Origin of the sequence: Bartonella sp. MM73XJBT (genome assembly GCF_028618465.1) — a bacterium.
Lineage (GTDB): Bacteria > Pseudomonadota > Alphaproteobacteria > Rhizobiales > Rhizobiaceae > Bartonella.
In genome coordinates, this window is record NZ_JAQISY010000004.1 from 116412 (window position 1) to 142691 (window position 26280).

The 26280-nt window shown below is 37.2% G+C and carries 16 protein-coding genes; 12 read left to right on the top strand and 4 right to left on the bottom strand.

Annotated elements, in window-relative coordinates:
- The first annotated feature begins 27 nt into the window (after positions 1-27).
- The 8 genes from PVV69_RS02605 (at position 28) to PVV69_RS02640 (ending at position 14922) form a co-directional block, all read left to right on the top strand.
- Complete coding sequence (locus PVV69_RS02605; RefSeq protein ID WP_273719826.1) at positions 28-1725, top strand: Na/Pi cotransporter family protein; 1698 nt, start codon at positions 28-30, stop codon at positions 1723-1725.
- Positions 1726-2361: 636 nt separating this feature from the next.
- Positions 2362-2613, top strand: coding sequence for a GlsB/YeaQ/YmgE family stress response membrane protein (locus PVV69_RS02610; RefSeq protein WP_273719824.1), 252 nt, complete (start codon positions 2362-2364; stop codon positions 2611-2613).
- A 796-nt stretch (positions 2614-3409) separates the two neighbouring features.
- Complete coding sequence (gene ubiC, locus PVV69_RS02615; protein WP_273756343.1) at positions 3410-3925, top strand: chorismate lyase; 516 nt, start codon at positions 3410-3412, stop codon at positions 3923-3925.
- 1386 nt (positions 3926-5311) lie between these two features.
- Positions 5312-6508, top strand: coding sequence for a glutamine-hydrolyzing carbamoyl-phosphate synthase small subunit (gene carA, locus PVV69_RS02620; protein WP_273756344.1), 1197 nt, complete (start codon positions 5312-5314; stop codon positions 6506-6508).
- 343 nt (positions 6509-6851) lie between these two features.
- Positions 6852-7703, top strand: coding sequence for a DUF1460 domain-containing protein (locus PVV69_RS02625; RefSeq protein ID WP_273756345.1), 852 nt, complete (start codon positions 6852-6854; stop codon positions 7701-7703).
- A 544-nt stretch (positions 7704-8247) separates the two neighbouring features.
- Positions 8248-11733 (top strand): carbamoyl-phosphate synthase large subunit, encoded by a 3486-nt coding sequence (carB, locus tag PVV69_RS02630; protein ID WP_273756346.1) that lies wholly within the window; start codon positions 8248-8250, stop codon positions 11731-11733.
- A gap of 630 nt (positions 11734-12363) precedes the next feature.
- Complete coding sequence (locus tag PVV69_RS02635; RefSeq protein WP_005864850.1) at positions 12364-12573, top strand: cold-shock protein; 210 nt, start codon at positions 12364-12366, stop codon at positions 12571-12573.
- Positions 12574-13719: 1146 nt separating this feature from the next.
- Positions 13720-14922 (top strand): pyridoxal phosphate-dependent aminotransferase, encoded by a 1203-nt coding sequence (locus tag PVV69_RS02640; RefSeq protein ID WP_273756347.1) that lies wholly within the window; start codon positions 13720-13722, stop codon positions 14920-14922.
- A 759-nt stretch (positions 14923-15681) separates the two neighbouring features.
- Here the strand turns inward: PVV69_RS02640 and PVV69_RS02645 are convergent.
- Positions 15682-16587, bottom strand: a complete 906-nt coding sequence (locus tag PVV69_RS02645) for a LysR family transcriptional regulator (RefSeq protein ID WP_273719810.1) — start codon at positions 16585-16587, stop codon at positions 15682-15684.
- A gap of 36 nt (positions 16588-16623) precedes the next feature.
- Positions 16624-17577: a thioredoxin-disulfide reductase gene (trxB, locus tag PVV69_RS02650; RefSeq protein ID WP_273756348.1), complete on the bottom strand. Its 954-nt coding sequence runs from the start codon at positions 17575-17577 to the stop codon at positions 16624-16626.
- A gap of 310 nt (positions 17578-17887) precedes the next feature.
- Here trxB and PVV69_RS02655 point away from each other — a divergent pair, with 310 nt between their 5' ends.
- The gene (locus PVV69_RS02655; RefSeq protein WP_273756349.1) at positions 17888-19282 is read left to right on the top strand and encodes a TrkH family potassium uptake protein; all 1395 of its coding nucleotides are present in this window, start codon (positions 17888-17890) and stop codon (positions 19280-19282) included.
- An 826-nt stretch (positions 19283-20108) separates the two neighbouring features.
- Here the strand turns inward: PVV69_RS02655 and PVV69_RS02660 are convergent.
- Both PVV69_RS02660 and greA read right to left on the bottom strand, forming a co-directional pair.
- A complete protein-coding gene (locus PVV69_RS02660) occupies positions 20109-21167 on the bottom strand; it encodes a glycosyltransferase family 4 protein (RefSeq protein ID WP_273756350.1) in 1059 nt (352 codons plus the stop codon).
- A gap of 6 nt (positions 21168-21173) precedes the next feature.
- Positions 21174-21647 carry a transcription elongation factor GreA gene (greA, locus tag PVV69_RS02665; RefSeq protein ID WP_273719806.1) on the bottom strand — a complete coding sequence of 158 codons (474 nt, stop codon included), beginning with the start codon at positions 21645-21647 and terminating at the stop codon, positions 21174-21176.
- A gap of 325 nt (positions 21648-21972) precedes the next feature.
- Between greA and PVV69_RS02670 the strand changes: the two genes are divergently transcribed.
- The 3 genes from PVV69_RS02670 (at position 21973) to PVV69_RS02680 (ending at position 26277) form a co-directional block, all read left to right on the top strand.
- On the top strand, positions 21973-22308 hold the full coding sequence (locus PVV69_RS02670; protein ID WP_273756351.1) for an SH3 domain-containing protein: 336 nt from the start codon (positions 21973-21975) through the stop codon (positions 22306-22308).
- A 244-nt stretch (positions 22309-22552) separates the two neighbouring features.
- Positions 22553-24871 (top strand): excinuclease ABC subunit UvrB, encoded by a 2319-nt coding sequence (gene uvrB / locus PVV69_RS02675; RefSeq protein WP_273756352.1) that lies wholly within the window; start codon positions 22553-22555, stop codon positions 24869-24871.
- Between the two features lie 701 nt (positions 24872-25572).
- Positions 25573-26277: a BA14K family protein gene (locus PVV69_RS02680; protein ID WP_273756353.1), complete on the top strand. Its 705-nt coding sequence runs from the start codon at positions 25573-25575 to the stop codon at positions 26275-26277.
- Positions 26278-26280 lie beyond the last annotated feature (3 nt).

Genomic DNA, 26280 nt, shown 5'->3' on the forward strand with positions numbered 1-26280 from the left:
TATAACAACAGAGAAAGAAAAAGGATCATGAATGGCTCCTTGGTACTCCTTCATCTTGCAGGTGCTGTTTCTTTACTTCTTTGGGCTACACGCATGGTCCGCACAGGCATTGAACGGACCTATGGAGACAAGCTAAAATACAAAATGCGTCATGTTATTTCCAAACCATTATTTGCTATAAGCTTTGGACTTTTTTCAGCAATGCTTTTACAAAGTTCTACAGCAATAACGCTGCTTGTTGGTTCTTTTGTTGAGTCTGGCTTTGTCTCTGGATTAGCAGGACTTATGGCCGTGCGTGGAGGAGAATTAGGCTCAGCATTCGTTGTCAAAATTCTCTCCTATGATCTCACAATCGTTGTACCCTTATGTCTTTTAATCGGCACTTGTATCTTCATGACCACTGAAAAACGTAATTGGCGTCAAATAGGACGTATTGTCATCGGTATTGGTCTTTTAATTTTATCTTTACAAATGATAAGCACCGCCACAGAGCCCTTACGTGAGAGCGAAATTTTGCCTAGCATCATTCGTTATCTTTCAACCGATCCCCTTTCTTCTTTCTTACTAGCAGCCATATTAACTTATCTTTTGCATTCATCCATTGCAGGAATTATTTTGCTCGTCAATTTTGCTAACTATGATCTTATTCACGCTCAACTCTGTGTTATCATGGTTCTTGGCGTTAACTTTGGCTCTTCTCTTATAGCACCACTTCTAACACGCAACGCCTCTCCTAATACGCGTCTCGTTCCTTTAGGAAATTTACTCATGCGTGGAGCCGGTTCAATCCTTGTCCTCATCTTATTTCTCTCCTTTCAACCACCCATCACATGGCTTGGTCACGATGCAGCTTCTCAAGTGATCAACGCCCATATCATCTTCAATATTTTCATTCTCTTTGCTGGAATACCCCTCTCGAAATGGGTTTTAAAACTAACCACAAAAATTGTCCATTTAAGTGCCCAAAAAACGCAAACTGATAAAACACTTAATCTCTCTCATCAAACAGCTCTTGATGAGAGCGTTCTTGAACGTCCAACTTTAGCACTTTCGAATGTCATGCGTGAAGTCATCCATATTTGTGATCTTGTAGACATCATGTTAAAAAAAATCATGGGACTTTATGAAAAACCAGATCTCGACATCATCCGTGAACTCAACCAGCTAAACACTATATTGGACAAAAAGCATATCGCAATAAAACTTTATCTTGCACGATTAGCTGGACAAAAATTGTCTGATGAAGAAGCCCTTCAAACACAAGAGCTTCTAGGTGCTTGTATAAAATTGGATCAAGCTGGAGATATTATTATTCATAATATGCTTATGCTAGTTAAAAAGAAACAACAAAAAGGTCTACAATTTAGTAGTGAAGGATGGAATGACCTTCTTCGTTTCCATTCCATTGTTCTCGCCAATGCACATATTGCATTTAATGTTCTTGTCTCGCGTGACACCCACACCGCACATTTGCTGGTACAGAAAAAAGACCAACTGCGAAATTTAGAAAAAGAGATGAGTTTAAAGCATTTTAAACGCCTTCGTGAAGGAGATCTTAAAAATGTAGAATCGTCCAGTCTTCATCTTGACACTGTACGTGATCTAAAACAAATCAACTCTCTTTTAACATCAATGATCTACCCAATTTTAGAAGCACAAGGACTGCTTCAAAGTTCTCGCCTGCGTAATCCTACTGACCAACAAACAAGCAAATCTTCATTTTAAAAATCTTTGAACGATACATGGACCACAGCAATCATGAATTGTGAATATTCAAATGTCTAAAGTCAAATCAAATGCTCTTGTAAAAAACGCCCCTTTACTGTATGATCATCAAGAAAAAAGCCTACCATCAGAAATGTAAATATCTCTAAAATTGCAATGGTAATATCAATATTTTAAGAATATAAACCTATACAATATTTTGTAAATAATAAAATAAAAATATCTTTAATTATTCAAGCGTTATTGCTATTATACGAGTAAATTTTCTGAATATAAATTTTATTTGTTCATTAAGTCAGGTTATTCTCATTTTTTTCAAAAATTATAACAAAATTGGTAATAAATATTTTCATAAATATAGAATTCATTATAAAAACTACTTTTGTAGATACTATTTTACGTAAAATAATTGCTCATTTTAGCATTTTTTAGTATTATGATAGAGATGTTATTTATTATATTATAGAAATAAAATTGTACGCATAAGATCTTCACGTGAGTTGAAAAACGGCAAAGGAGTGGTGTAACAAAATTTCCAGCAGAAATATCCCTTCATCGAGCAAAAGTGAACATTGACCTTTGCAAAACTTACCCTAGTTAAAATTAACAGTCTAGACTTAGACAAAGGAGGGTATAATGGAAGACGCAAATATCGGCTGGATTGCAGCTATTATTATCGGGGGGCTTGCAGGATTGGCTGCACAGTATCTTATGAAAAGCCAAACAGGAGTGTTGCTAAATATTATTTTAGGAGTTATTGGAGCCGCATTAGCGAGTTTTCTTTTTGGTCTTTTAGGAGTAAGCTTTGCTGGTTGGTTTGGCTATCTTGTTTCAGGTTTTATAGGAGCCTGTATTTTGATATGGATAGGACGTAAAATCCGATCATAGAGCGTTTTTTTTACACCTTTTTGTGCTGAGGAAAAGTTAAAATGTTTCCGCAATAACTTAAAAAGTTGCCGCGAAGAGAAATGATGGTGAGATGCTTAAGCCGCAATCCTTTTGCATCACCATCATGATATTATTAAAGGACAACACAGTTTTACAACACACCATCTCTAACCAATATACGACAACCCATTTATAGCATGAGCCACAATGACATTATTTTAGTACAATGCTGGCATAATTGCATTTACAATGCACACATCGCTGTTTTTTAATATTTCATTGTTTTAATATCTGATTGCTTCCACACCTTACCAACACTTAAAATTTTTCTAAGTAAATATACCAACCACCATTAAAGCTACTTATCTTACTGTAAGGCGAACACAACTACTCCATCATTATTATAAAATTGATGCTTTAAAATTCTATCACGTAACATTTAGCTTCTCTGCATTCTACCAACGCAATCACTTTACCAAAAAACTTAAATAATCCCTTTGAATTATTATCAATAATAAAGAGAATTTTCCCCCATATCAATGAAACGAAAAAAGAGAGTATAAAGATGATATCTTTCTCATTTTCCTTTCATTGTGTTCTAAGTTTTACTCATGAGAGATATTAAACTTCCGCCTACAACATATTTTCATAAAATACCCCTTGCTGAAATTTTTCTTCTCTCTTCTTGTTTCAAATCTTGCTGCCTGAACATTTCCGCATTAGAATGAGAAATATCTGTTTATATCACCCTAACATAATAACATACGAAATACGATTTTAGGTGTGGAGTGAAGTAATGTCTCATCTTAGAGATTCCATCATACCGCCTCTAGAATGGCTCTCCGATCAAAACTCTTTTGTGCCCAAAAACATCCGTGATTGGCTCATGGAACCTGGTTCGATGACGCTTCGATTAAAAAAACACTGTGCCAGCATACGTATTGAACCTCAGCGTGAATGTTTTATCACGCAGGATAAATTGCAGGATGAAGCAGAGCATTTACCTCAAAGCGCACGTTACTGGCTACGTGAAATCATACTGATGGGAGATAATCAACCTTGGCTTCTTGGGCGCACCGTAATCCCCCAAGAAACCCTTCTCGAACAAAACCAAGAATTGATGCATTTGGGCACAACACCATTAGGGCATTATTTATTTAACAGTGGCAAATTGACTCGTGACTACATTCACATCGGCCAAAAAGGAACACTCTGGGCACGCCGTTCCCGATTGCGATTAACAGGCAAACCATTGTTACTCACGGAAATGTTTTTAACAGCTTCACCACTGTACATAGCAAATCCAGCCTAAATATAAATTGGAGAATACTACTCTTCTTGTACTATGCTCAATTTATTGGTTCTCTATATTTTATTTAAGATAACAGACATACATTTTAAAACCTGTTTGGACGACATACTATCAATAAAGTCTCCGCTTTTGCGATGCTTTTTAAATCATCTCCACGCCCCAATAGTGCACCTTAAAAACAAGTTTTTTCAAAAACTTCCTAGCTCAGCATAATCACCAAAACATCACACAAATTCGCCCTTAATCAGCTTCGAATAAAGCATTTGCATTTAAATAACAGGTGAAAGTAATAATTTTCTTTTCAAATCCCTTAGCTCTTAACGAAAAGCGCTCTGAAACATTCAAAAAGGCAATAACACATCTCCCTCCCCCAAAACTAACTGCATATCCGAAAGATTTGGTCTAAACACTTTATTTGCTCTAAATAACTTTTCTATATTGAAGATAGTAAAACTTTTGTAGAAAAATGAAAATAAAGCCTTGTGAAGAAGGTAAACACTATGAGAAAAGCAGAATCTACATAGAAAAAGTTCATTTTGCTATCAGTAGCAAAGAAACACAAACTTATTTATTTCAAAATAGTTTTTCGTGATAACTTTTATGGAACAAGTGTTGCATATCAAAATATTCTTTACGCTTTCTCTCCTGAGCAGATTGCTCACAATAAAAAATTTTACCAATATCCTTTTATAAATTGATAAGATTTATCTTAATTTTTTACAATACTCTTATAGACTTTAAAAAAATCATTTTTCCCCATGATATTTCTAGAATCATGCCATAACTTTACCGATAACCAATAATCTTTTGTCCATTTTTTATAACAAAGCTCTATACATCACTTATGCAATTTCCTTTCTTCAAACTCATAAGAAAGAACGTGCATATAACTTCCATTTCCGCGTATTTTCCTCTTCTAATTTGAAGCAATAATATTTCTTTATCAATGCACCTTGCCACCTCACATCATGAAAACCCTAGAGTGAAAACAAATGGTATTTGATAATCATCCATAAAGAATATCATAATCTCTTACCACAGCATATATAAAACAAGGGTAGTAAAATACGCATCATCCTAGACCTTTACAACCTTTTGAAGGCAATACCAATCTTGTTACCCAACAGAAATTTATCATCCAATGTGATTCAAATGAAACGGCATTCCCTAGCCAATTTCATATGTCTTAACAATGCACAAGAAATAATGATCATCCAAACCTTGGAAAATCCAAAACAGGACTTTACCTCTTCACAGAAGATACTTATACTTGTCGTTCTTAGATGAACCCTTATAAAAACAATATACACAACAGTTGTTATGGTTGTGCTTTTTATGTAACGTTGATCATTATATCTTTCAAAAAATAAATTGTGGACGCACACTATGACAGAAACCATCACATCTCTTGATCCTTGGAGTATAAATAAACCTACAGCCCTCTTAGTATTAGCCGATGGAACAGTTATTGAAGGGAAAGGAGCCGGTGCTACGGGTATTGCTGAAGGTGAGGTGTGTTTTAATACTGCCATAACAGGCTATGAGGAAATCCTCACAGATCCATCCTATACGCAACAAATTATTAATTTCACCTTCCCTCATATAGGAAATGTAGGGACAAATAGTGAAGATATTGAAGATCTCACTCCTCCCAGCTGTCATGGTGCAATTGGTGCTATTTTTAAGGCAGATATTACCCATCCCTCTAACTACCGTGCCAATGAAAACTTTAATCAATGGCTCAAAGCACGTAAAATTATTGCACTTTGTGGTATTGATACACGCGCACTAACCATTCTTATTCGTGAAAAAGGTGCGCAAAATGCCGTCATCGCACATAATCCTGAAGGGAATTTCGATATCCCTTCTTTACACGAACGCGCGCAGCAATGGTCCGGTCTTGTCAATCTCGACCTTACAAAAGAAGTTACATCTCTATCATCAAGGCAATGGGACGAAAAGCCATGGGAATGGAATAAAGGATATACGACAAATACTGTGCACAATCTTCACATCATTGCTATCGATTATGGCATTAAACGTAATATTCTTCGTCTTATGACGATACAAAATGCACGCGTTACCGTTGTGCCCGCCCACACAAGTGCAGAAGAAATTCTAGCAATGAAGCCTGATGGTATTTTTCTTTCCAATGGACCAGGTGATCCAGCTGCTACAGCGCAATACGCTATTCCCACGATTAAAACATTGATTGCCCACAATCTACCGCTTTTCGGTATATGTCTGGGCCATCAACTTCTTGCTCTCACGGTTGGCGCGAAAACTATAAAAATGCACCAAGGGCATCATGGTGCCAACCACCCTGTTAAAGATCTTAATACTGGAAAAGTCGAGATTGTCTCGATGAACCATGGTTTTGCTGTAGATAGGACATCTTTACCACAACATGTTCAAGAAACACATATTTCTCTTTTTGATGGTTCAAACTGTGGTATCCGGATCATTGGAAAGCCAGTTTTTTCTGTTCAATACCATCCTGAAGCTTCCCCTGGCCCCCAAGACAGTCACTATCTCTTTCAACACTTCTGTGATCTTATTATGAACTATAAAAAAATAGCTTAACTGAATGCTTAATTCATTGGGCTCCTTTCCTCAAATGATATCCTCTTGCTATCTCACAAACAGACCTCTTTGCAGTACAATAAATGGCAATCCTACCTCCCTAAAATTACTTTGATAAAAGGCAAAAAAAAGTGTAAAGTCTATTTGAGGTAGGACTGTTTATCTTTTACATTACCTTGGAAAATATTTTTACCAGCAAGAATTCCAACAAATGAGCATACTCATAAGATAAAAACTATCGTAGCAACAACAAGCACACCAAAACTCTCCATAAAAAGAGCCACCAGAAAAATAAAATATCGCATCTGCACATATAAATCGCTCAAAGAGAAACATATAAAAAATGATGTATAGAGTACGAAAAATATTCCAATTAGTTTCAATCTTAGTTTTTGCTACAGGATATGATGTTCGGGCTTCTCATACGAACAAAGATATTGCAAAAAACAATATGGAGACACAACAAATAATCAGAGTAAAGCTAGACTCGTATACTTTAGAGAAACTAAATGATCTTCTCAAAAAACGCTCACAAGCAAACCACCATGAAACAGGTAAAATGATTGGCTTACTTTCTGAAGCTTTTTTAGGAACACCATACCAGGCAAACATGTTACATGGTTCAGAAAATACACCGGAAAAACTGATTATTGACTTTAGAGGTTTAGATTGCTTCACTTATCTAGACTATGTTGAAGCATTACGGAAATCAACATCACAAACAGCATTCATTGATGATGTCATACGAACACGTTATGTTGATGGTAACGTTAGTTTTTTAAATCGAAAGCATTTTTTTACTGACTGGGCTTATAGAGAATACAAACTTGCTACTGATATTACCGCCCAAATAAGTCCTAATGCAATAAACATTGAAAAATATCTCAATAAAAAAGCTGATGGTGGAAACTATCTTCCTGGATTACCAGTTGTTAAACGCAATATAACCTATATCCCAAGTAACTTTATTGATGAAGAGGTTATAAGCCATTTACAAACTGGTGATTTCATTGGTATTTATACCAAACTTGCTGGATTAGATGTAACACATGTGGGCTTCTTTATCATGACAGAGCATGGTCCTATGCTACGAAATGCTTCCTCACGAAAAGAGAATAAAAAGGTCGTTGACTCGCCTTTTATGAATTATGTTGCAAAAACACCAGGAATTATTGTTTTAAGAGCTCTCCAATAACCTATGATGAGCTCCCATATATCAATATATGTAGTGAAATTATGAAGATCAATATTTAAATTTGTGTAAGTTATACAATAAAAATATATTTTTTTATAAAAAATTATTACTTTATTCGTTTATAAACATAAACTTGAAATTTGTAATTATAATTTTTGTAGGAATTTATGCATAACACTTCCTTAAATCTAAATATTTTTACTAAAAAAAATAAATTAGAAAGTATTATAATAAAAAAACACTAACTAACATAGTGATTATGGTAAATTATATTATCTTTGACAAGAATTATTTCTATTTTATTAGAATTTTATCTTAAACATGATCCATATACTATTATTTTTAGTAAATTTTATATTTTTATATACATATAAAGTTGATCATCCCGCAAAGAAGACATTGACCTCCAACTCTATGAAAAAAAAACATGGAAAAGGCATTTTAGTGCTTACTTTCTTTGTCACTTCACCTATAAAACTATTTTAGCCTTAAAATTTAACTGTCTGCCGCAATCACCTACGGATATTTGTCATAGGGAGAAACCATGCCAAAACGCACAGATATAAAATCTATTCTTATCATTGGAGCAGGACCTATTGTTATTGGGCAGGCATGTGAATTTGACTATTCAGGCACACAAGCTTGTAAAGCATTAAAAGAAGAAGGGTACCGAATTATTTTGGTTAACTCTAATCCTGCCACTATTATGACAGATCCAGATTTAGCTGATGCAACTTATATTGAGCCCATTACTCCTGAAATTGTTGCACAAATTATTGCTCGTGAACGTCCTGATGCCCTTCTGCCAACTATGGGAGGACAAACAGCTCTCAACACTGCTTTATCATTAAAGCGTATGGGTATCCTAGACCGCTATCATGTTGAAATGATAGGTGCAAACGCGGATGCGATTGATAAAGCGGAAGATCGAGCTTTATTTCGCCAAGCGATGGAAAAAATTGGTTTGGAAACACCACGTTCTATGTTAGCCAATGCAACAGAACTCAAAGAAGAAAATCGCCGACTGCATGCAAAAACGCGTGATGAACTTAAAGAAAAATTTTCTGGTGATACGCTTGACCAAGCGCTAGAAGAGCTTGAGCGTAATTGGCGACAAACAGAAGCAGAACGTAAACAACATTATATCGCACATGCAACAGCAAAAGCAGTTCAAGCTCTTGATATTGTTGGTCTTCCAGCGATTATTCGTCCCTCATTCACCCTTGGCGGTACCGGTGGTGGTATCGCTTACAATCGTTCTGAATTTTATGAAATCATTGAACGCGGACTTGAAGCTTCGCCGACAACAGAGGTTTTAATTGAAGAAAGTGTTTTGGGGTGGAAAGAATATGAGATGGAAGTTGTTCGCGATAAGAACGATAACTGTATTATTGTCTGTTCCATTGAAAACATTGATCCCATGGGTGTTCATACCGGTGATTCGATCACTGTAGCTCCTGCCCTGACCTTAACGGATAAAGAATATCAAACTATGCGCAATGCTTCAATTGCCGTTCTACGTGAAATTGGTGTTGAAACAGGTGGGTCCAATGTACAGTTTGCTATTAATCCCGAAAATGGCCGCCTTATTGTTATTGAAATGAACCCTCGTGTTTCCCGCTCTTCAGCGCTTGCTTCAAAAGCAACAGGTTTTCCCATTGCCAAGGTAGCGGCTAAACTAGCTGTTGGCTACACACTTGATGAATTAAAAAATGATATTACAGGTGGAGCAACACCAGCATCCTTTGAACCTTCTATTGACTATATTGTTACGAAGATTCCCCGTTTTACCTTCGAAAAATTTCCTGGTTCATCACCTGTCTTAACAACTGCGATGAAATCTGTAGGAGAAGTGATGGCAATTGGACGCACTTTTCAGGAATCTCTGCAAAAAGCGCTCCGGGGGCTTGAAACAGGTCTTACCGGTCTTGATGAAATTACCATTCCAGAACATGCTGAAGGTGATGAAAAAAGTTCCATACGCTCTGCCATTGCAATACCAAGTCCTGATCGTTTGCGCTACATTGCCCAAGCAATGCGCACGGGCTTACCCTTAAATGAAATTCATCAAATCAGCAAAGTTGATCCATGGTTTTTAGGGCAAATAGCCTCCATTATTGAAATGGAAAAGCGCATCCGCGCCTATGGCTTGCCCCAAGACGCAGACAATCTACGCATGTTAAAAGCCATGGGATTTTCGGATGCGCGTTTAGCCACTCTTACAGGACAAAACGCCGATGATATTGCTGCTTTGCGCAAATCACTTAATGTTAAGCATGTTTTCAAACGGATTGATACGTGTGCAGCTGAATTTTCTTCTCCTACAGCCTATATGTATTCGACATATGAAGTTCCCTTTGCAGGTGTAGAACACTCAGAAGCACAGGTTTCTGAACGCAAAAAAATTGCCATTTTAGGTGGTGGACCAAACCGTATCGGACAAGGCATTGAATTTGATTATTGTTGCTGTCATGCTGCTTTTGCGCTCCGTGAGTCCGGTTTTGAAGCTATTATGATTAATTGCAATCCTGAAACCGTCTCGACAGACTATGACACCTCTGATCGTCTTTATTTTGAATCTTTAACAACAGAAGATGTTATCGCTATTTTAGAAACAGAACAGAAAAAAGGTGAATTGGTTGGAGTTATCGTTCAATTTGGTGGACAAACGCCCCTGAAGTTAGCAAGCGCCCTAGAAAAACATAATATCCCCATCTTAGGGACTTCACCTGACGCCATTGATTTAGCTGAAGATAGAGATCGCTTCCAAAAATTGTTATTCAAGCTTCACTTAACACAGCCTAAAAACGGTATAGCGCATTCGATTGATCAAGCACATCTCATCGCCCATGAACTAGGCTTTCCATTGGTTGTGCGCCCTTCTTATGTTTTAGGAGGACGTGCTATGCAAATAATCCGTGATGAGCGTAGTTTGCAAAAATATTTGCTTGAAAATGTAACTGAATTGATTCCAGAGGATATCAAAGCCCGTTATGCAAATGATAAAACGGAACAGATCAATACCTTGCTTGATAAGAATCCACTTTTATTTGATACTTATCTAACCGATGCTATTGAAGTTGATGTCGATTGCCTATCCGATGGAGAAGAAACACTGGTTGTTGGCATTATGGAACATATTGAAGAAGCTGGTATCCATTCTGGTGATTCGGCATGTTCTCTACCAGTACATACGCTTCCCAATAAAATTGTCGTTGAATTGGAACATCAAACCAAAGCATTAGCACAAGCACTTCATGTTCGTGGCTTAATGAATGTACAATATGCCATTAAAGATGGCACAATTTACGTCTTAGAAGTTAATCCCCGAGCCTCACGTACTGTTCCATTCGTCGCAAAAACGATTGGTCGCCCTATTGCTAAAATAGCAGCGCGTATTATGGCAGGAGAAACGCTTCAAAAAGCTCTTCAAGCTTATGGAGGCTTACCTTCTCCTCAACAAAAACCACATATTGCTGTCAAAGAAGCTGTTTTTCCTTTTGCACGTTTTTCAGGTGTCGATACGCTTCTTGGTCCAGAAATGCGTTCAACTGGTGAGGTTATGGGACTTGATTATGAATTTGCCCTTGCTTTCGCTAAAGCCCAACTTGGAGCCGGTATTGAGCTCCCAAAGGAGGGAACTTTGTTCGTTTCTGTGAGAGATGAAGATAAAGAACACATCTTAAAACCCGTGAAACTTTTAACGAAACTGGGATTTTCTGTTTTAGCAACAAGTGGAACACAAAAATTCCTAACCGAACATCATGTAGAAGCAGAAAAAATTAACAAAGTTCTAGAAGGACATCCTCATATTGAGGATGCCATTCGCAATCGACAAATTCAATTAATTTTCAATACAACCAGCACGCCCAGTGCCATCTCAGACTCCAAATCATTACGCCATGCCGCACTCATGCAAAAAGTTCCCTATTATACAACAATAGCTGGAGCACAAGCTGCAGTGGAAGCTATCAAAGCACTTAAAAACAGCAGCCTTGAAGTACGTTCACTACAAAGTTATTTCTCTTGATTTTTTCACTATGAGGAAACATAAGCAATGCGTTGATTGATAATGATAATTCATTATTTTGCAACTTGAATGGGAGACTTTGATACCATAGAATTTTTTCATTTTAAATCTGTATATGTTGCATAAATTAAAATCACTTGTGCACACATCACAAGCGGCATGCGCATATAAACCAAAAGACTTAAAGAAAAAGAATAAAAATACCTCGCACGAATCGCCTCAGCTACTGAAGATAACCTGCAACATTGGCAGCTGATAAAGAATATGATAGTATCGTCTTGCCCCTTCATAAAGGTAAAGATGGTGATATGATTTTACCATTATACCATTCGCAGATACCATTATAAAATGGGCTTGAATACCTTAAAAGATATACCTTTAAACAAACATATGAATAGTCCCTTTATATTTTCTTGCAACCTTTTATTTGTAAAAATACCGATTAAGGCTTGCTTTTTATCCCAAAGACTTTTATATTAAGTCTCATCGAACTTTCGGTTATGTGACTTTCTTTCCTGTGCATTCTGCACTTTCGGCGAAACTTCTCCCACCTAATTTCGATCTAAAACCGTATAGAAGCACTTTGTGACTTCAGTACATAATACAATTATATATTCTAAGGAGTTTCCTATGTCTACAGGAACAGTTAAGTGGTTTAATACAACAAAAGGCTTTGGTTTCATTCAGCCGAGTGATGGAAGTGCAGATGTCTTTGTACATATTTCCGCTGTTGAACGTTCTGGTTTAAACAATCTTAATGAAGGACAAAAAGTTTCTTATGATGTTCTTCAAGATCGTCGTTCTGGAAAATTTGCCGCTGGCAACCTTGCAGCGCTTTAATTTTTTAAATTCTGCTACATATCAATACAAAATCCTCGCCTTCAGGGGCGAGTTTTTTGTTTCTTGCAAAAGCACAATTGATCTTTATAAAAAGCACTGGCTTTTGATATTACACAATAATCTAAAATCTAAGCTATTCTTGTTTTTCCCTTTAAATCTTTCATAACCTACCACGAACGGCTTTTTTACAAAATCTTCACAGACATCACAGATTCTGTACTTGAAACAAAATTTCTCAAACTCTACTCGAACTCTTAAGCCAAAAAAAAATTAAAAGATGATATAAAAATCCCGTAAAAGAAGCAGTTTTTGAATCGCAAAAAAAGACATCTTAATTATTGGTTTTATTAAAAAAGCGTTCGACAGAATATCCATTTTACATGATAACATATTGATTTATAACCATAACTATATCTTTGCAGAATGAATAAAAAAACTAAACATCATAAAATTTCCTTGATTAAAACGCACTTATATTGAAACAATCAAAGCCATTTCCTTGCATATCACCAGAAGAGTTTGCATATGAATAAAAGCAGGAAAAATACTCCTTATGAAAGCTCTCAAAGACAAAAATTGTTGGCAACATGAAAACCATGCAAAATCCGCTTCATTCTTTTAAAAACTCTTCATCATAGCTATGCGAGATTTTGTGATTTGAACAAGAAAGGAGGGCTGAGATGAGCACAGACAAAAGCATCATCCATAAACAATTTACACTGATAGCCCTTAAGTTCTCCTAAAATCTTGATTCTAGCCCTTTTGTCTGACATCAAAATACATAAAATATTTATGGATATTAAGCCTGCGGAAAGAAGAAAATCTCACCATTAATTTCTCATTTTTAAAATAAATATCTTCAATAAAACGATGAGAAAGATTTCTGTCTTTACACCAATCACAGCAGTTTTCCCAATAAATCATACATCTCTTGCAAATCTCTACTCTTAATATAAGTTTTCTCTCTGATAATATTCCTTTTCTGTAAGTGGAATATTACCACTTATCCATCTTTATTTCAAATTTTACTTAAGCTATACAAAGCCTCACAATTTCCCTGCAATTTTTTATTGCATACCAAGCAATCTCTTATAGAATGCTTTCAAATGAACAATCATTTGCTGATATCGTATAAGGATTAGAATTATGGCTTTCATTGCCGATCGGCTCTCCCGTATCAAACCTTCTGCAACAATTGCTGTTTCCCAAAAAGCACGTAATTTGAAAGCGTTAGGACGTGATGTTATTGCTCTAAGTGCAGGAGAACCGGATTTTGATACACCCGATAATATCAAAAATGCTGCGATTGAGGCTATTCGACGTGGTGAAACAAAATATACCCCCATATCCGGTATTCCAGAATTACGCCAAGCAATTGCAGCAAAATTTAAAAGAGAAAACAATCTGATTTACCAACCAGAGCAAATTATTGTTGCTACCGGTGGCAAACAAATTCTTTTTAATGCATTGATGGCAACTTTAAATAAAGGGGATGAAGTCATCATTCCATCCCCTTATTGGGTCAGTTATCCAGAAATGGTTACCCTCAACGAGGGGAGAGCTGTTTTTATAGAAACAAAAGCCGAATTTTCTTATAAACTTCAACCGCAAGAGCTAGAAGCGGCCATTACCCCAAAAACGAAGTGGTTCATCTTTAACTCGCCTTCAAATCCATCTGGTGCCGCTTATACGCATGACGAATTAAAAAAACTAACAGATGTTTTAGTAAAATACCCGCATGTTTATATCCTCACCGATGATATCTATGAACATCTAACATATGAAAGTTTTGTTTTTGTCACACCAGCCGAGGTGGAACCACAGCTTTACGAGCGCACACTCACAATGAACGGTGTTTCTAAAGCCTATGCCATGACGGGTTGGCGGATTGGTTACGCAGGTGGACCACGAGAATTAATTAAAGCCATGGATACCATTCAAGGGCAACAAACATCTGGCACCAGTTCTATTTCTCAATGGGCTGCCGTTGAAGCACTCAATGGTCCACAAGGTTTTATAGCTCAAAATAAAAGTATTTTCCAAACACGCCGTGATCTTGTCGTTTCCATGTTAAACCAAGCTCCCGGTATTAACTGTCCAACACCAGAAGGAGCCTTTTATGTTTATCCTTCCTGTGCAGAGCTTATCGGAAAAAAAACACCTGAAGGTAAAATTATCACGAATGATGAAGATTTTGTCATAGCACTTTTGGAGGCAGAATCAATCGCTGTAGTCCATGGCTCTGCTTTTGGACTTGGACCTGCTTTTCGTATTTCTTATGCAACATCAGAAGAATTACTTGCAGAAGCTTGCTCACGTATTCAACGCTTTTGTAATAGTTTGCTTTAAAATACGCTGCTTGTCTATCGTTACAATTTTCTTACCCACTAGTCTCTCTGAAAGATTTTTGGCAGTTGAACTATAGTGAAAACAAATGGATTCTACAGAAAATATCTATGGGGAAAACTGCGCAATAACCTATACCAAGAACGAAATAAAAGAAATAGCCCTCTTCACACGAGTAAGATAAAAATATAAGTCATTAAAAAATGATATTCTTATCAAGTATATTTCTATCTTTTTTCTCCCTCATGAAAACTTATACTGTTGGCTATTTTTACTCTATAAGCAAACATATCTCTTGTCGAATTTTACAGTGAGCTTCAATGATGACCACAATGCTTTTACATGCTTGTAAAGTACATATCCTCAACAAAAATCATAACATTAAACAAAATTGTGCACTACAAATACCACGCCTTTCACGCCAACCTTTTGTCTTTTGAAATGGTCATAATAATCCCAATATTTTCTCCATCATACAATGTGCCTAGAACTTTTTGAGCTTTTGATCATCTTTGAAGACATTCACATTGTTAGATAGAAGCAAAAAACTAAAAAAAAGCCGGACAAATGTCCGGCAAATTTAGAAAATCCCCAGAGATAAAATCAATCTGACAGATCTTCGTAAGGGAACACTCAAGAAAATGCAATGGGAGGCAACATAATCAAGAGATAACCTTCTATGTCATTTTATAAGAAAAAGTACAATAAAGACTTATGCGCACCTGCTATGCATTAAACACATAGCTCTTCAAGAGTGCTTCATTAAAAAGACCACTGACGTGCTTTTAAAAAAATATAATCTCGAAAAGCATTTAGCTTTGCCAAATTCTTCAAAGCATAAGGATAACAAAAAAAGGTATCAAAAGAAGGAATATCCACCATATCAGGGAAAAGGCGCACAAGACGCTCATCATTATTGACGATATAATCAGGAAGCACCGCAATACCAAGATCACGCATAAGCGCATTCTTAATTGAAATAATATTGTTGATTCGCAGAACTGAAGAGCGCAAAGATCCATCACTTCTACCAGCCTTTTCCAGCCAATTTAAACCAGACAAATAATGTGGAACAGGTTCACCAAATGAAATAATACGATGCGCATCAAGTTCAGATAACTTTTCTGGTTTACCATAATTTGCAAGATAGTTTTCCGAAGCATAAACATGCATATGAATTGTAAAGAGTTTTCTTTGGATAAGATCGGGCTGCTGAGGTTGATGGAGACGAACGGCACAATCTGCATGACGCATTGTTAAATCAAGTTCTTCATCAGAAAGCAAAAGCTGAATCCGCATATCAGGATAAAGACTTAAGAATTCTGGCATACGCTCTGCAATCCACCCCGCCCCCATTCCGAAAGTCGATGTAACCCGCAAATGTCCCGTTGGTTTTTCACAACTTTCACTTAATTGCGATCGGACATTTTCAAGCTTCATCAAAACATCATGCGTTGTTCGATAAAGAATTTCACCCTGCTCGGTGAGAATCAAACCACGTGCATGACGCTGAAACAGGGGCACCCCTACCTCTTGCTCTAAAGCTGAAACTTGTCGTGAAACGGCTGATTGAGATAAATGAAGCCTTTGAGCAGCATGGGTAAAAGAACCAGCTTCTGCGGCGGCATGAAAAACCCTTAACTTATCCCAATCCAATGGTGACGCCACAAACTCACCTCTTATTTTTTACTTTTTCAATAAATGTTATGCTTTTAGATCTAAAAAATGTTCTGCTTCCAATGCCGCCATGCATCCCCTTCCCGCTGCCGTTATAGCTTGGCGGAATGTTTCGTCTGTGACATCTCCAGCAGCAAAAACCCCAGCAATACTTGTTGCCGTTGAATCTGGTTCTGTCCATAAGTAACCGCCTCTTTTTTGTTTCAGTTGCCCCTCAAACAAAGAAACAGCGGGATCATGCCCAATGGCAATAAATATTCCCTCTGCATTCACCTTCATTTCTTGACCGGTTCTAATATTTTTAAGACGTGCGCCTGTTACAACAGCTCCCTTTGAATCTTGGGCTGGTACACCAACAATTTCTTCTACGACATGATCCCAAATAACACGTACATTATCGCGAGCAAATAATCTATCTTGCAAAATTTTTTCTGCCTTAAAATAACCACGCCGATGAACCACACTTACACTCTTAGCCAAATGCGATAAATAAAGAGCTTCTTCAACGGCTGTATTTCCCCCCCCTACAACAATGACATCTTTACCACGATAAAAAAAACCATCACATGTAGCACAAGCAGAAACGCCTCCTCCCATAAAAGTCTGTTCACTTTCCAGACCAAGCCAGCGCGCCTGTGCCCCCGTTGCAATAATAAGAGCATCACAACAATATTGCGTTCCAGAATCTCCATATAAGGTAAAAGGATGCTTCAATAAATCAGCCTTTGTAATACTATCATAGATAATTCTTGTCCCCATATTTTCAGCTTGTTTTGCCATTTGTTCCATTAACCACGGTCCTTGAATAGGATCAGCAAAACCTGGATAGTTTTCCACATCAGTTGTAATCGTCAACTGCCCCCCCTGCTGCAAACCAGTAACTAAAACGGGCTTGAGCATTGCTCTCGCCGCATAGACCGCCGCTGTATAACCAGCTGGACCAGAGCCAATAATAAGCAGGCGAATATGCGATTGTACCATAGAATCCCCTTACACTTTTTCTTACTTAATTATTCTATAAACTATAATGAAATGCAGCCTTTAAAAAAAAATTTCAACAGCCTAAATTATGGTATATATGTACTTCTTTTCCAGTTTGATGAAAAGGCATTGATTGCCAATACATCAAAGCATGCTTAATATAGAAGTTGATCTTTTATGGTATAAAGAGAAAAACGTAAATTTTTATGGGCATAAAACCGTAACGAAAATGATACAAAGATAGGGAACGATCATTTTTCAATTTATCATCAATGTTTGTGCACGTTTTGCCTTAATCATGGGAGGAGCAATGCTTCTGCCAATTTTTCTCGATTTGCACGACAATAACCATAATTGGATAAGCTTTCTCTACTCTTGCGCCATAACCACCATGTTGGCAACGCTGATTCTTTTAGCAACGAGAGGTGCAACCTGTCGTTTTTCAGCACGACTTGGTTTTATGCTTACTGTTTGTCTTTGGCTAACAGGCAGTATCGTTGGTGCCCTACCTCTTTACCTTTCTCCTCTTCCCATTTCCCTAGCAGGAGCAATTTTTGAATCCGTCTCTGGAATTACCACCACAGGCTCCACAGTACTTAACGGTCTTGATAATTTATCACGCAGTATTTTGTTATGGCGCTCTCTTATATGCTGGATTGGAGGCATTGGTTTTATCGGTTTAGCCTTATTGTTGTTGCCTTCACTGCGTGTTGGTGGAGTACAACTTTTTCATATGGAATCATCAGATAAATCCGAAAAAATATTGCCTCGCATCAACCAAATTGCTAACGGCATTATCATAGCCTACGTTGGACTAACATTGGCTTGTATGCTCTCCTATTTTGCTTCTGGCATGAGTTTATTTGATGCCATTAATCATGCAATGAGCACAATAGCAACAGCTGGTTTTTCAACTCACGATGCCTCTTTTGGCTATTTTTCTGACAAACCAGCCATCTTAATCATTTCAACAATTTTTATGTTGCTCTCTGCACTACCCTTCGTACTTTATGTTAAATTAGTACTTCCTGGCCGCTCAAAACGTTTCATTGATTCGCAAGTCATTGTGTTTCTCTATATTGTTTTTCTTTTCAGCTTTGCTTTAGCAGCATGGCTAAAATTTCATGATCATCGCGCTTTTTATTTAGTTTTTCTTGATGTCATTTTTCATATCACATCCATCATCAGTACCACTGGTTATAGCGCTGAAGATTATCAACTTTGGGGTCCTTTTGCTCTTGGTATTTTTTTCCTTGTTTCTTTTACAGGTGGATGTGCGGGTTCTACCTCTGGTGGAATGAAAATCAATCGCCTCATTATCCTTTGGCGTATTACACAAACAAATATAGAAAAGCTCCTTTTTCCCAATGTCATTGTAAAAGCACGCTACGATCATTTAAACATTTCAAGTGATGTTGCTAAAGCAGTGTTATTTTTTGTCTGTCTTTACATGTTTTTTCTTCTCATTGGCACAGCACTTTTGCTTACAACCGGACTTGACTTTACTTCTGCCTTTACAGGAGTCCTGACCGCTCTTTCCAATATCGGTCCAGGTTTTGGAAATATTATCGGTCCTGTTGGCAATTTTTCTACAATCAATGATAGTGCTTTATGGATTTTAAGTTTTCTCATGCTGGCTGGACGTCTTGAAATTATAACGATATTCGTACTTTTTATTCCCGCTTTTTGGCGTGAACAATTCTAATGTACAGCATCAAATGAAAAATGAACAAAGCTCTAAAAGACAAATAATTTACATTCTAAAACTAAGCCCTTCTTCAATCAATAAAAGAATCTTTAAAGAGCGTTAAACACGTAAGTCATACAAGCAGTATAACACTCATACAAAATGAGATTCTTGAATAATCTTTCCTAATGCATAAGCCATTCTTTAAAAAGATGTAAAACATGAATTGTCAAATATCATTCAAAAACTTTTCAAGCATATTATGGTCTCATAACATTCTTATTCATTAACTTCTCTTAATCAAAAAGGGAACTATTTCACATAATATTCCAGTATATTTTACCAATAACTTTTGATCGAGAACAAACACAGAAATTTTGAATAAAAATGTTTTTTATCACAGTTTCCCTGCTATCAATTTTTATTATTGAAGAATACACAACCATCCCACTCCCCTAAAAAGAATAGCGCATAATCTTCTCAAATAAAATTTCTTTTCATAAAGCCGGTACTCTAAAAGCAATGACACAAGCTCAATAGCTACCAAGAGACACCCACAACCGTTAGGCTTGAAAGCATTAAAGAATTCTTTTCTGATACAATATTGCTAAAATCAAAAAACACCACCGCGATTCTGTAATCCTACGATACCCTTCACCCCCCTCAAGAGGTATAAATTTCCAAGTCTCTTATCAAAAACTTTGACCACCTACGATCATAGCATATAAGAATATGATGCGTTTTGTGAAATAATATTTTATGATTGTTGTTGACTTGGGTGATGAGAGAAAACTTTTCAAGATCATGCATCCATTTCACGACTCAAACCACAACCCGGATATATTTAAAGTGTTTTTTCCGCAAATATTTCCGCATAAACGCTCCCAATGGCTGCAGCCTCCTTTTCCAAAGGAAAGTGGGTACGCACATGCGCTAAAGCTTTTTCTCCGGCCATTATTGTTTTTTGTAAATCAGCAAAATAAGGTTCAATTGCTGCCGTTAAAGCATCTTCATCCCCTGCTTGAACAACTGTTCCTGTTCCTTCCACCACCAATTCTTTATAAGCTCCCGCATCACTCGCTACAACAGCTGTCTGTGATGCCATTGCCTCCAAAGGGGTTAAACCAAACCCTTCTGTACGAGAAGGTGCGACATACAGCGACAAACGACGGTACCACAAAGGTGTATTGAGCAGCTCACCAAGAAAAACAATGCGATGATCCAAACCCGCTTCAGCAATTTTTTGGCGTAATTTTTTCTCAAAGTTATAATGTTGTTCTGTCGTTCGACCAGCAATAAGTGCTGTCCACTCAGGATAGCGCGGTAATAAAGCGATCATTGCTTCCACAAACAAATCAGTACCCTTTGAATAGCGCAGACGCCCAAAACACCCCACCGCATATTTTCCAGGAAGTCCTGACGAAGCAAAGCCATCATCAAGAGTTTTGGGGGGAGAAAAACGCCTAACATCAATCCCATGCACAATAACTGTATGAGGTACTTCTAAATAGGCTCCCGTACGGACACTGGTCGCAATCACCCTATCCATACGCCGAATCAACCATTTGGTGAAAGATTTATGATGACGTTGAGAAGCCGATGTAAAGACAAGTTTAAGTTTCATTCTCAACACATCGCGCAAAAAAACGCCACAAAGCATCTCAATATTGCGCCGTGCATGCCAAATACGAAACGGCCTACCCACCGGGCTTTTCCAAAACCCGAAAAGGTCCTTAAAGGCAAGAGCCGGTAAATTTTTAGGTAATCCAAATCCAAAAGTAGATATAAGTATACCTTCTTCTCGTTGCAAAGGAATGAGCTGAATAACGGTTGATGTCACTCCTGATAGACGTTTTTTAAAGTGAGGAGCAATAATCTCCGTTTCTTGCAAAGATACACGCATAACAATTTAGATGTATTGAACCTCAATAATTTCGTAATTATGCGCACCACCTGGTGCATTCACTTCAATAACATCACCCTCTTGTTTCCCAATAAGTGCACGTGCAATAGGCGAGGAAATAGAGATTTTACCAGTCTTCACATCAGCTTCTTGATCACCAACGATCTGATAAACTTTTTTCTCTTCAGTATCTTCATCCAAAAGCTTGATAGTGGCTCCAAATTTAATTTTATCACCGGAAAGACGGGAGACATTAATAACCTCTGCCCGCGCAATATAATCCTCAAGCTCATTGATACGCCCCTCATTAAGACTTTGTGCTTCTTTAGCAGCGTGATATTCGGCATTTTCTGACAAATCACCATGGGCACGCGCTTCAGAAATTGCTTCAATAATCCGTGGACGCTCCTGTTGTTGACGCCAACGTAACTCTTCTTTAAGACTTTCAAAACCAGCTGTAGTCATCGGAACTTTTTCCATAATCCGTCCCTTTCTGTTACACGGAAGGTTCAATAAAATACAAAAAACGGCTTCCAAAATGACTTTTGGAATCCGAAAACCACAATGTTTTCTATTATATAGTACAGCATCCCCGTTTTCCATACAAAAATAAAAAAGAGGATAAAGCATTCACCACTTTTATATTGAAGCCATCACATAATTTAGGCGTCTAAAAGATCAAATTTCGCCCTCACCATTCAAAATCCTTCAGAAGAAATAATTGTATTTCTTGCTGTTTTATCATAACTTAACTTGTATAAAGAGAGAAGGAAAGGAAATCTCTAAAGGAATCCTCTGCAGAAAAATGAAAAAGTTCGTAGTTTTTTTTGTGTTTGGCCCTCTCTTTTTAGCCACAACCGTATCCGGAGCCGCGGATGCTGTTGTCACAAGAAATCTTAATTTGAGAACAGGACCGAGTACAACGCACGCCCTTCGTGGTTTAATCCATGCCGGAGAATTGGTATTTGTGCAAACCTGTAAAGGAAATTGGTGCCATATTAAATATAATGCCCAAACAGGTTGGGTATCATCTCGTTACCTTTCATTTAAAGATGGCAATGATCTTTATCATACATACACAGGGTTTTCAGTCACAAAACAAAAGGCGCACAGTCATTTTCATAACACCCCATGGGAATAACCAAAACTCTACAAGACAACATCATAATGCAAGAAAAATGATGAACATGAAAAGCCACAAATGTCATCACGCACCAAATATCGAAAGAGCGCATTTCACATTCAAAACGCAATGAATATCCTATGAAAGATTCAAGACGCTGAAATAAAATTGCTCCGGAACGTTTTTCTGTTATCGCGATTAAGTTGTAAAATTTGCTATTTCCTTTAAAATCATGAACACTTCGCTATCAAAGGATGCAACAATGAAAAATGGTGTCACAGCAACAGTGGAAGCTCTTTCTGCTCTGATTGCTTCAGGAAATCCTCTTTTTAAGAATGGTGTATTATGGACACCTCACCGCCCTGTTCGTCCTGAAAAATCTGAAGGCGGTATTCCCTTTCAACTTAAAACATCCTTTGAAGCAGCAGGTGACCAACCTCAAGCCATTAAAACTCTGGTTGAGGGTATTGAAAAAAATGAACGGACCCAAGTGCTTTTAGGAGTTACCGGATCAGGAAAAACCTATACAATGGCTAAAATTATTGAAAAAACCCAGCGTCCAGCTCTCATTTTAGCACCAAACAAAACTCTAGCTGCACAACTTTACGGAGAATTTAAAAGTTTTTTTCCTCACAACGCTGTCGAATATTTTGTTTCTTATTACGACTATTATCAACCCGAAGCCTATGTTGCACGCTCTGATACTTATATTGAAAAAGAATCCTCTACTAATGAACAAATCGACCGGATGCGCCATGCTGCAACACGCGCTGTTTTAGAGCGTGATGACGTCATTATTGTGGCATCTGTGTCCTGTATATACGGGATTGGCTCGGTAGAAACCTATACAGCCATGACTTTACAAATAAAAAAAGGAGATAAAATCAATCAGCGAAAACTCCTAGCTGATTTAGTTTCTCAACAGTATTACCGACAAGACATAAACTTCATTCGTGGTTCTTTTCGTGTCCGAGGAGACACCATCGAAATTTTTCCTGCCCATCTTGAAGACCGTGCTTGGCGACTTTCACTGTTTGGTGATGAAATAGAAACAATGACTGAATTTGATCCTCTCACAGGACAAAAAACAGCTGAGCTTCAATCCATTAAAATTTATGCCAATTCACACTACGTCATACCACGACCAACATTAAATCAAGCCATGAAAGCTATCAAAATGGAATTGGTTCAACGTCTTGATGAATTGAACAAAGCAGGACGGCTTTTAGAAGCGCAACGTTTAGAACAGCGTACAATGTTTGATTTAGAAATGTTAGAAACAACCGGCTCATGCGCAGGAATTGAAAATTATTCACGCTATTTAACAGGACGACAACCTGGAGAACCACCACCAACCTTATTCGAATATATTCCAAACAACGCTCTTGTTTTTATTGATGAAAGCCATGTCACGATTCCTCAAATTGGTGGCATGTACAGAGGTGACTTTCGCAGAAAAGCAACCTTAGCAGAATATGGATTCCGGCTACCCTCCTGTATGGATAATCGCCCTCTGCGCTTTGAAGAATGGGATGCTATGCGCCCACAAACCATTGCTGTCTCCGCAACACCTGGTCGCTGGGAAATGGAACAATCTCACGGCATTTTTGCTGAGCAAATTATTCGCCCAACAGGGCTTGTTGATCCACCAACAGAAGTACGCCCCGCCTCTAACCAAGTCGATGATGTTGTAAACGAAATTCGTAAAACAATTCAAAAAGGCTACCGTACCTTAGTCACTGTACTGACCAAACGTATGGCTGAAGATTTGACAGAATATCTCCACGAACAAGCTATTCGAGTACGCTATATGCATTCTGACATTGATACATTAGAGCGTATTGAAATTCTTCGCGATCTCAGGCTTGGTACCTTTGATGTTCTCATTGGCATCAACCTGCTTCGAGAAGGTTTGGATATTCCAGAATGCGGTTTTGTTGCCATTCTAGATGCAGACAAAGAAGGTTTTTTACGCTCTGAAACCTCACTTGTGCAAACAATCGGACGCGCTGCACGCAATGTAGACGGGCGCGTTATTCTTTATGCTGATACCATTACTGGCTCTATCGAGAGAGCATTACAAGAAACACAACGACGTCGACAAAAACAGATAGCCTATAATGAAGAACATCATATTACTCCCACCAGTATCAGAAAAAATATCGACGATATTCTCAATTCAGGAGGAGAAACTCACCATACACCTAGAAAACTTCCTGATTTTATTAGGCAGAATAATATGGTTGGCAATAATTTAACAACCCATATTCAATATCTCGAAAAATCAATGCGTAAAGCAGCCGCTGATCTGAACTTTGAGGAAGCAGCACGACTTCGTGATGAAATTAAAGAACTACAGAAAATAGAACTCGCATTAGCAAACGATCCTTTAACACATCATAGTGAACAATCTATCCCTGAACCCATGATACAAGCAAATCTTTTTACAAAGCCAGATCTTGATCACATGGGGCCAACAATGGATACTGGTATTTTGGAAAATCGAAAAGTAAAAAAGTTCTCAAAAAATACTCTTAACAAAACAACAAAAAACACAAGAAAAATTCGGACTAATCAATAACCTAAAGCTGCCAAGCAGTTTAAAATAAATCTTTGCTCTCTAAAGTCTTAATAAGATATCATTCATAAATAACACCATCCCATAAATGAATAGCTTGAATGCCAATTCTGCCCGAATTGAGCAAACAACCTAACAAAGAAATGGTATAAGAAAACATTTCTCATAATGATCTTTTCATAAAAGTGATCAGAGACCTCCCTAAAATATTTTTAAACTTTAAAGCAGGAACAACCAAATCAAAAAATATCTCTTCCATATTCCTAAACACCCTATATGCCATAAATATAGAGTCTAAACCTAATTTTTATAATCAGCTTCTTACAAAACCATCAAACAAGAGAATATTCTCATGAAACAGGCAATTGAATAAAATTTGTAGCATGATAACAAGAGTGCTCTCTTTTTTCACGTTTAATTCGTTAATTTTTCAAGTTTTTTAATAAAAGAAAAATAAAAAGACGGTTTTACACCAAATTTTATTAACATATTCAAAGTTAATAAAGATCAATACAATATTATAAATGAAAATAAGCAAAGTATATTTCTTTAAACCAAACTTTTGTCATGATTTTGTGTTGATATTTATCCAAAGGTTTTTTTATTCGTTTTGTCAAAATAAATCACAAACCGTTCAGATTGTGTTCAGTTTAACACGTATAGAATATGAAAAAATGCGAATTTACATAATAAGGAGCATCGCTATGAAAAAAATAATCAAATTAGCGGTATTATCAGCAATGACAAATGTAACTGTTTTTATGCCACTAAGCACAACGCTTGCAGATACATGGAGTTATGAAGATGAAACTATCACGAAGACGATGAAAGGTATAGAAAAAAAAATAGATGATCATATGAAGGGTGTACAAAAGGAAATAGATGATCATATGAATCGTGTGAAGAGAGAAGTTGATTCTCACTTCTCTTCTCATTCTTTTCCTTCTTCTCATCGTCGTTCTCTTCAACGTGTAGCCTATACAGGAAGCCAACATCATCATCGTCATTTTGAGCACAGAACATATCATTATAGTGAACGCAATACGACAACACATCATCATCATACCCACAAGCATTATGGATCTCGCAAAAACTCAGGAGATGCTTTAGCTGCAGGTATTCTTGGTCTTGCTGCAGGTGCAATTCTTAGTAATATTTTCAAAGAGCCAGAACAGCCACAAATCATTTATCAAGCCCCACAACAACCCCAAGTAATTTATCAAACAGTTCCACAAAATCAGGTTATTTATGAAGTTCAGTCAACAACAACATATCGTCCCCTCCAGCAATCACAAACTTATAATTGGCTTCAATATTGTAAGAAAAAATACCGTTCGTTCAATCCCCAAACAGGAACTTTTCGAGGTAGTGACGGACGAGAGCACTTTTGTTATGCTCCAGTAAATTAACTT

Coding starts and splice junctions, on each gene's coding strand:
- PVV69_RS02640 (WP_273756347.1), top strand. CDS start 13,720: ATGGCTTTCATTGCCGATCGGCTCTCCCGTATCAAACCTTCTGCAACA.
- PVV69_RS02660 (WP_273756350.1), bottom strand. CDS start 21,167: ATGCGTGTATCTTTGCAAGAAACGGAGATTATTGCTCCTCACTTTAAA.
- ubiC (WP_273756343.1), top strand. CDS start 3,410: ATGTCTCATCTTAGAGATTCCATCATACCGCCTCTAGAATGGCTCTCC.
- PVV69_RS02670 (WP_273756351.1), top strand. CDS start 21,973: ATGAAAAAGTTCGTAGTTTTTTTTGTGTTTGGCCCTCTCTTTTTAGCC.
- trxB (WP_273756348.1), bottom strand. CDS start 17,577: ATGGTACAATCGCATATTCGCCTGCTTATTATTGGCTCTGGTCCAGCT.
- carA (WP_273756344.1), top strand. CDS start 5,312: ATGACAGAAACCATCACATCTCTTGATCCTTGGAGTATAAATAAACCT.
- PVV69_RS02655 (WP_273756349.1), top strand. CDS start 17,888: ATGCTTCTGCCAATTTTTCTCGATTTGCACGACAATAACCATAATTGG.
- PVV69_RS02635 (WP_005864850.1), top strand. CDS start 12,364: ATGTCTACAGGAACAGTTAAGTGGTTTAATACAACAAAAGGCTTTGGT.
- uvrB (WP_273756352.1), top strand. CDS start 22,553: ATGAAAAATGGTGTCACAGCAACAGTGGAAGCTCTTTCTGCTCTGATT.
- PVV69_RS02610 (WP_273719824.1), top strand. CDS start 2,362: ATGGAAGACGCAAATATCGGCTGGATTGCAGCTATTATTATCGGGGGG.
- PVV69_RS02625 (WP_273756345.1), top strand. CDS start 6,852: ATGATGTATAGAGTACGAAAAATATTCCAATTAGTTTCAATCTTAGTT.
- greA (WP_273719806.1), bottom strand. CDS start 21,647: ATGGAAAAAGTTCCGATGACTACAGCTGGTTTTGAAAGTCTTAAAGAA.
- PVV69_RS02680 (WP_273756353.1), top strand. CDS start 25,573: ATGAAAAAAATAATCAAATTAGCGGTATTATCAGCAATGACAAATGTA.
- carB (WP_273756346.1), top strand. CDS start 8,248: ATGCCAAAACGCACAGATATAAAATCTATTCTTATCATTGGAGCAGGA.
- PVV69_RS02605 (WP_273719826.1), top strand. CDS start 28: ATGAATGGCTCCTTGGTACTCCTTCATCTTGCAGGTGCTGTTTCTTTA.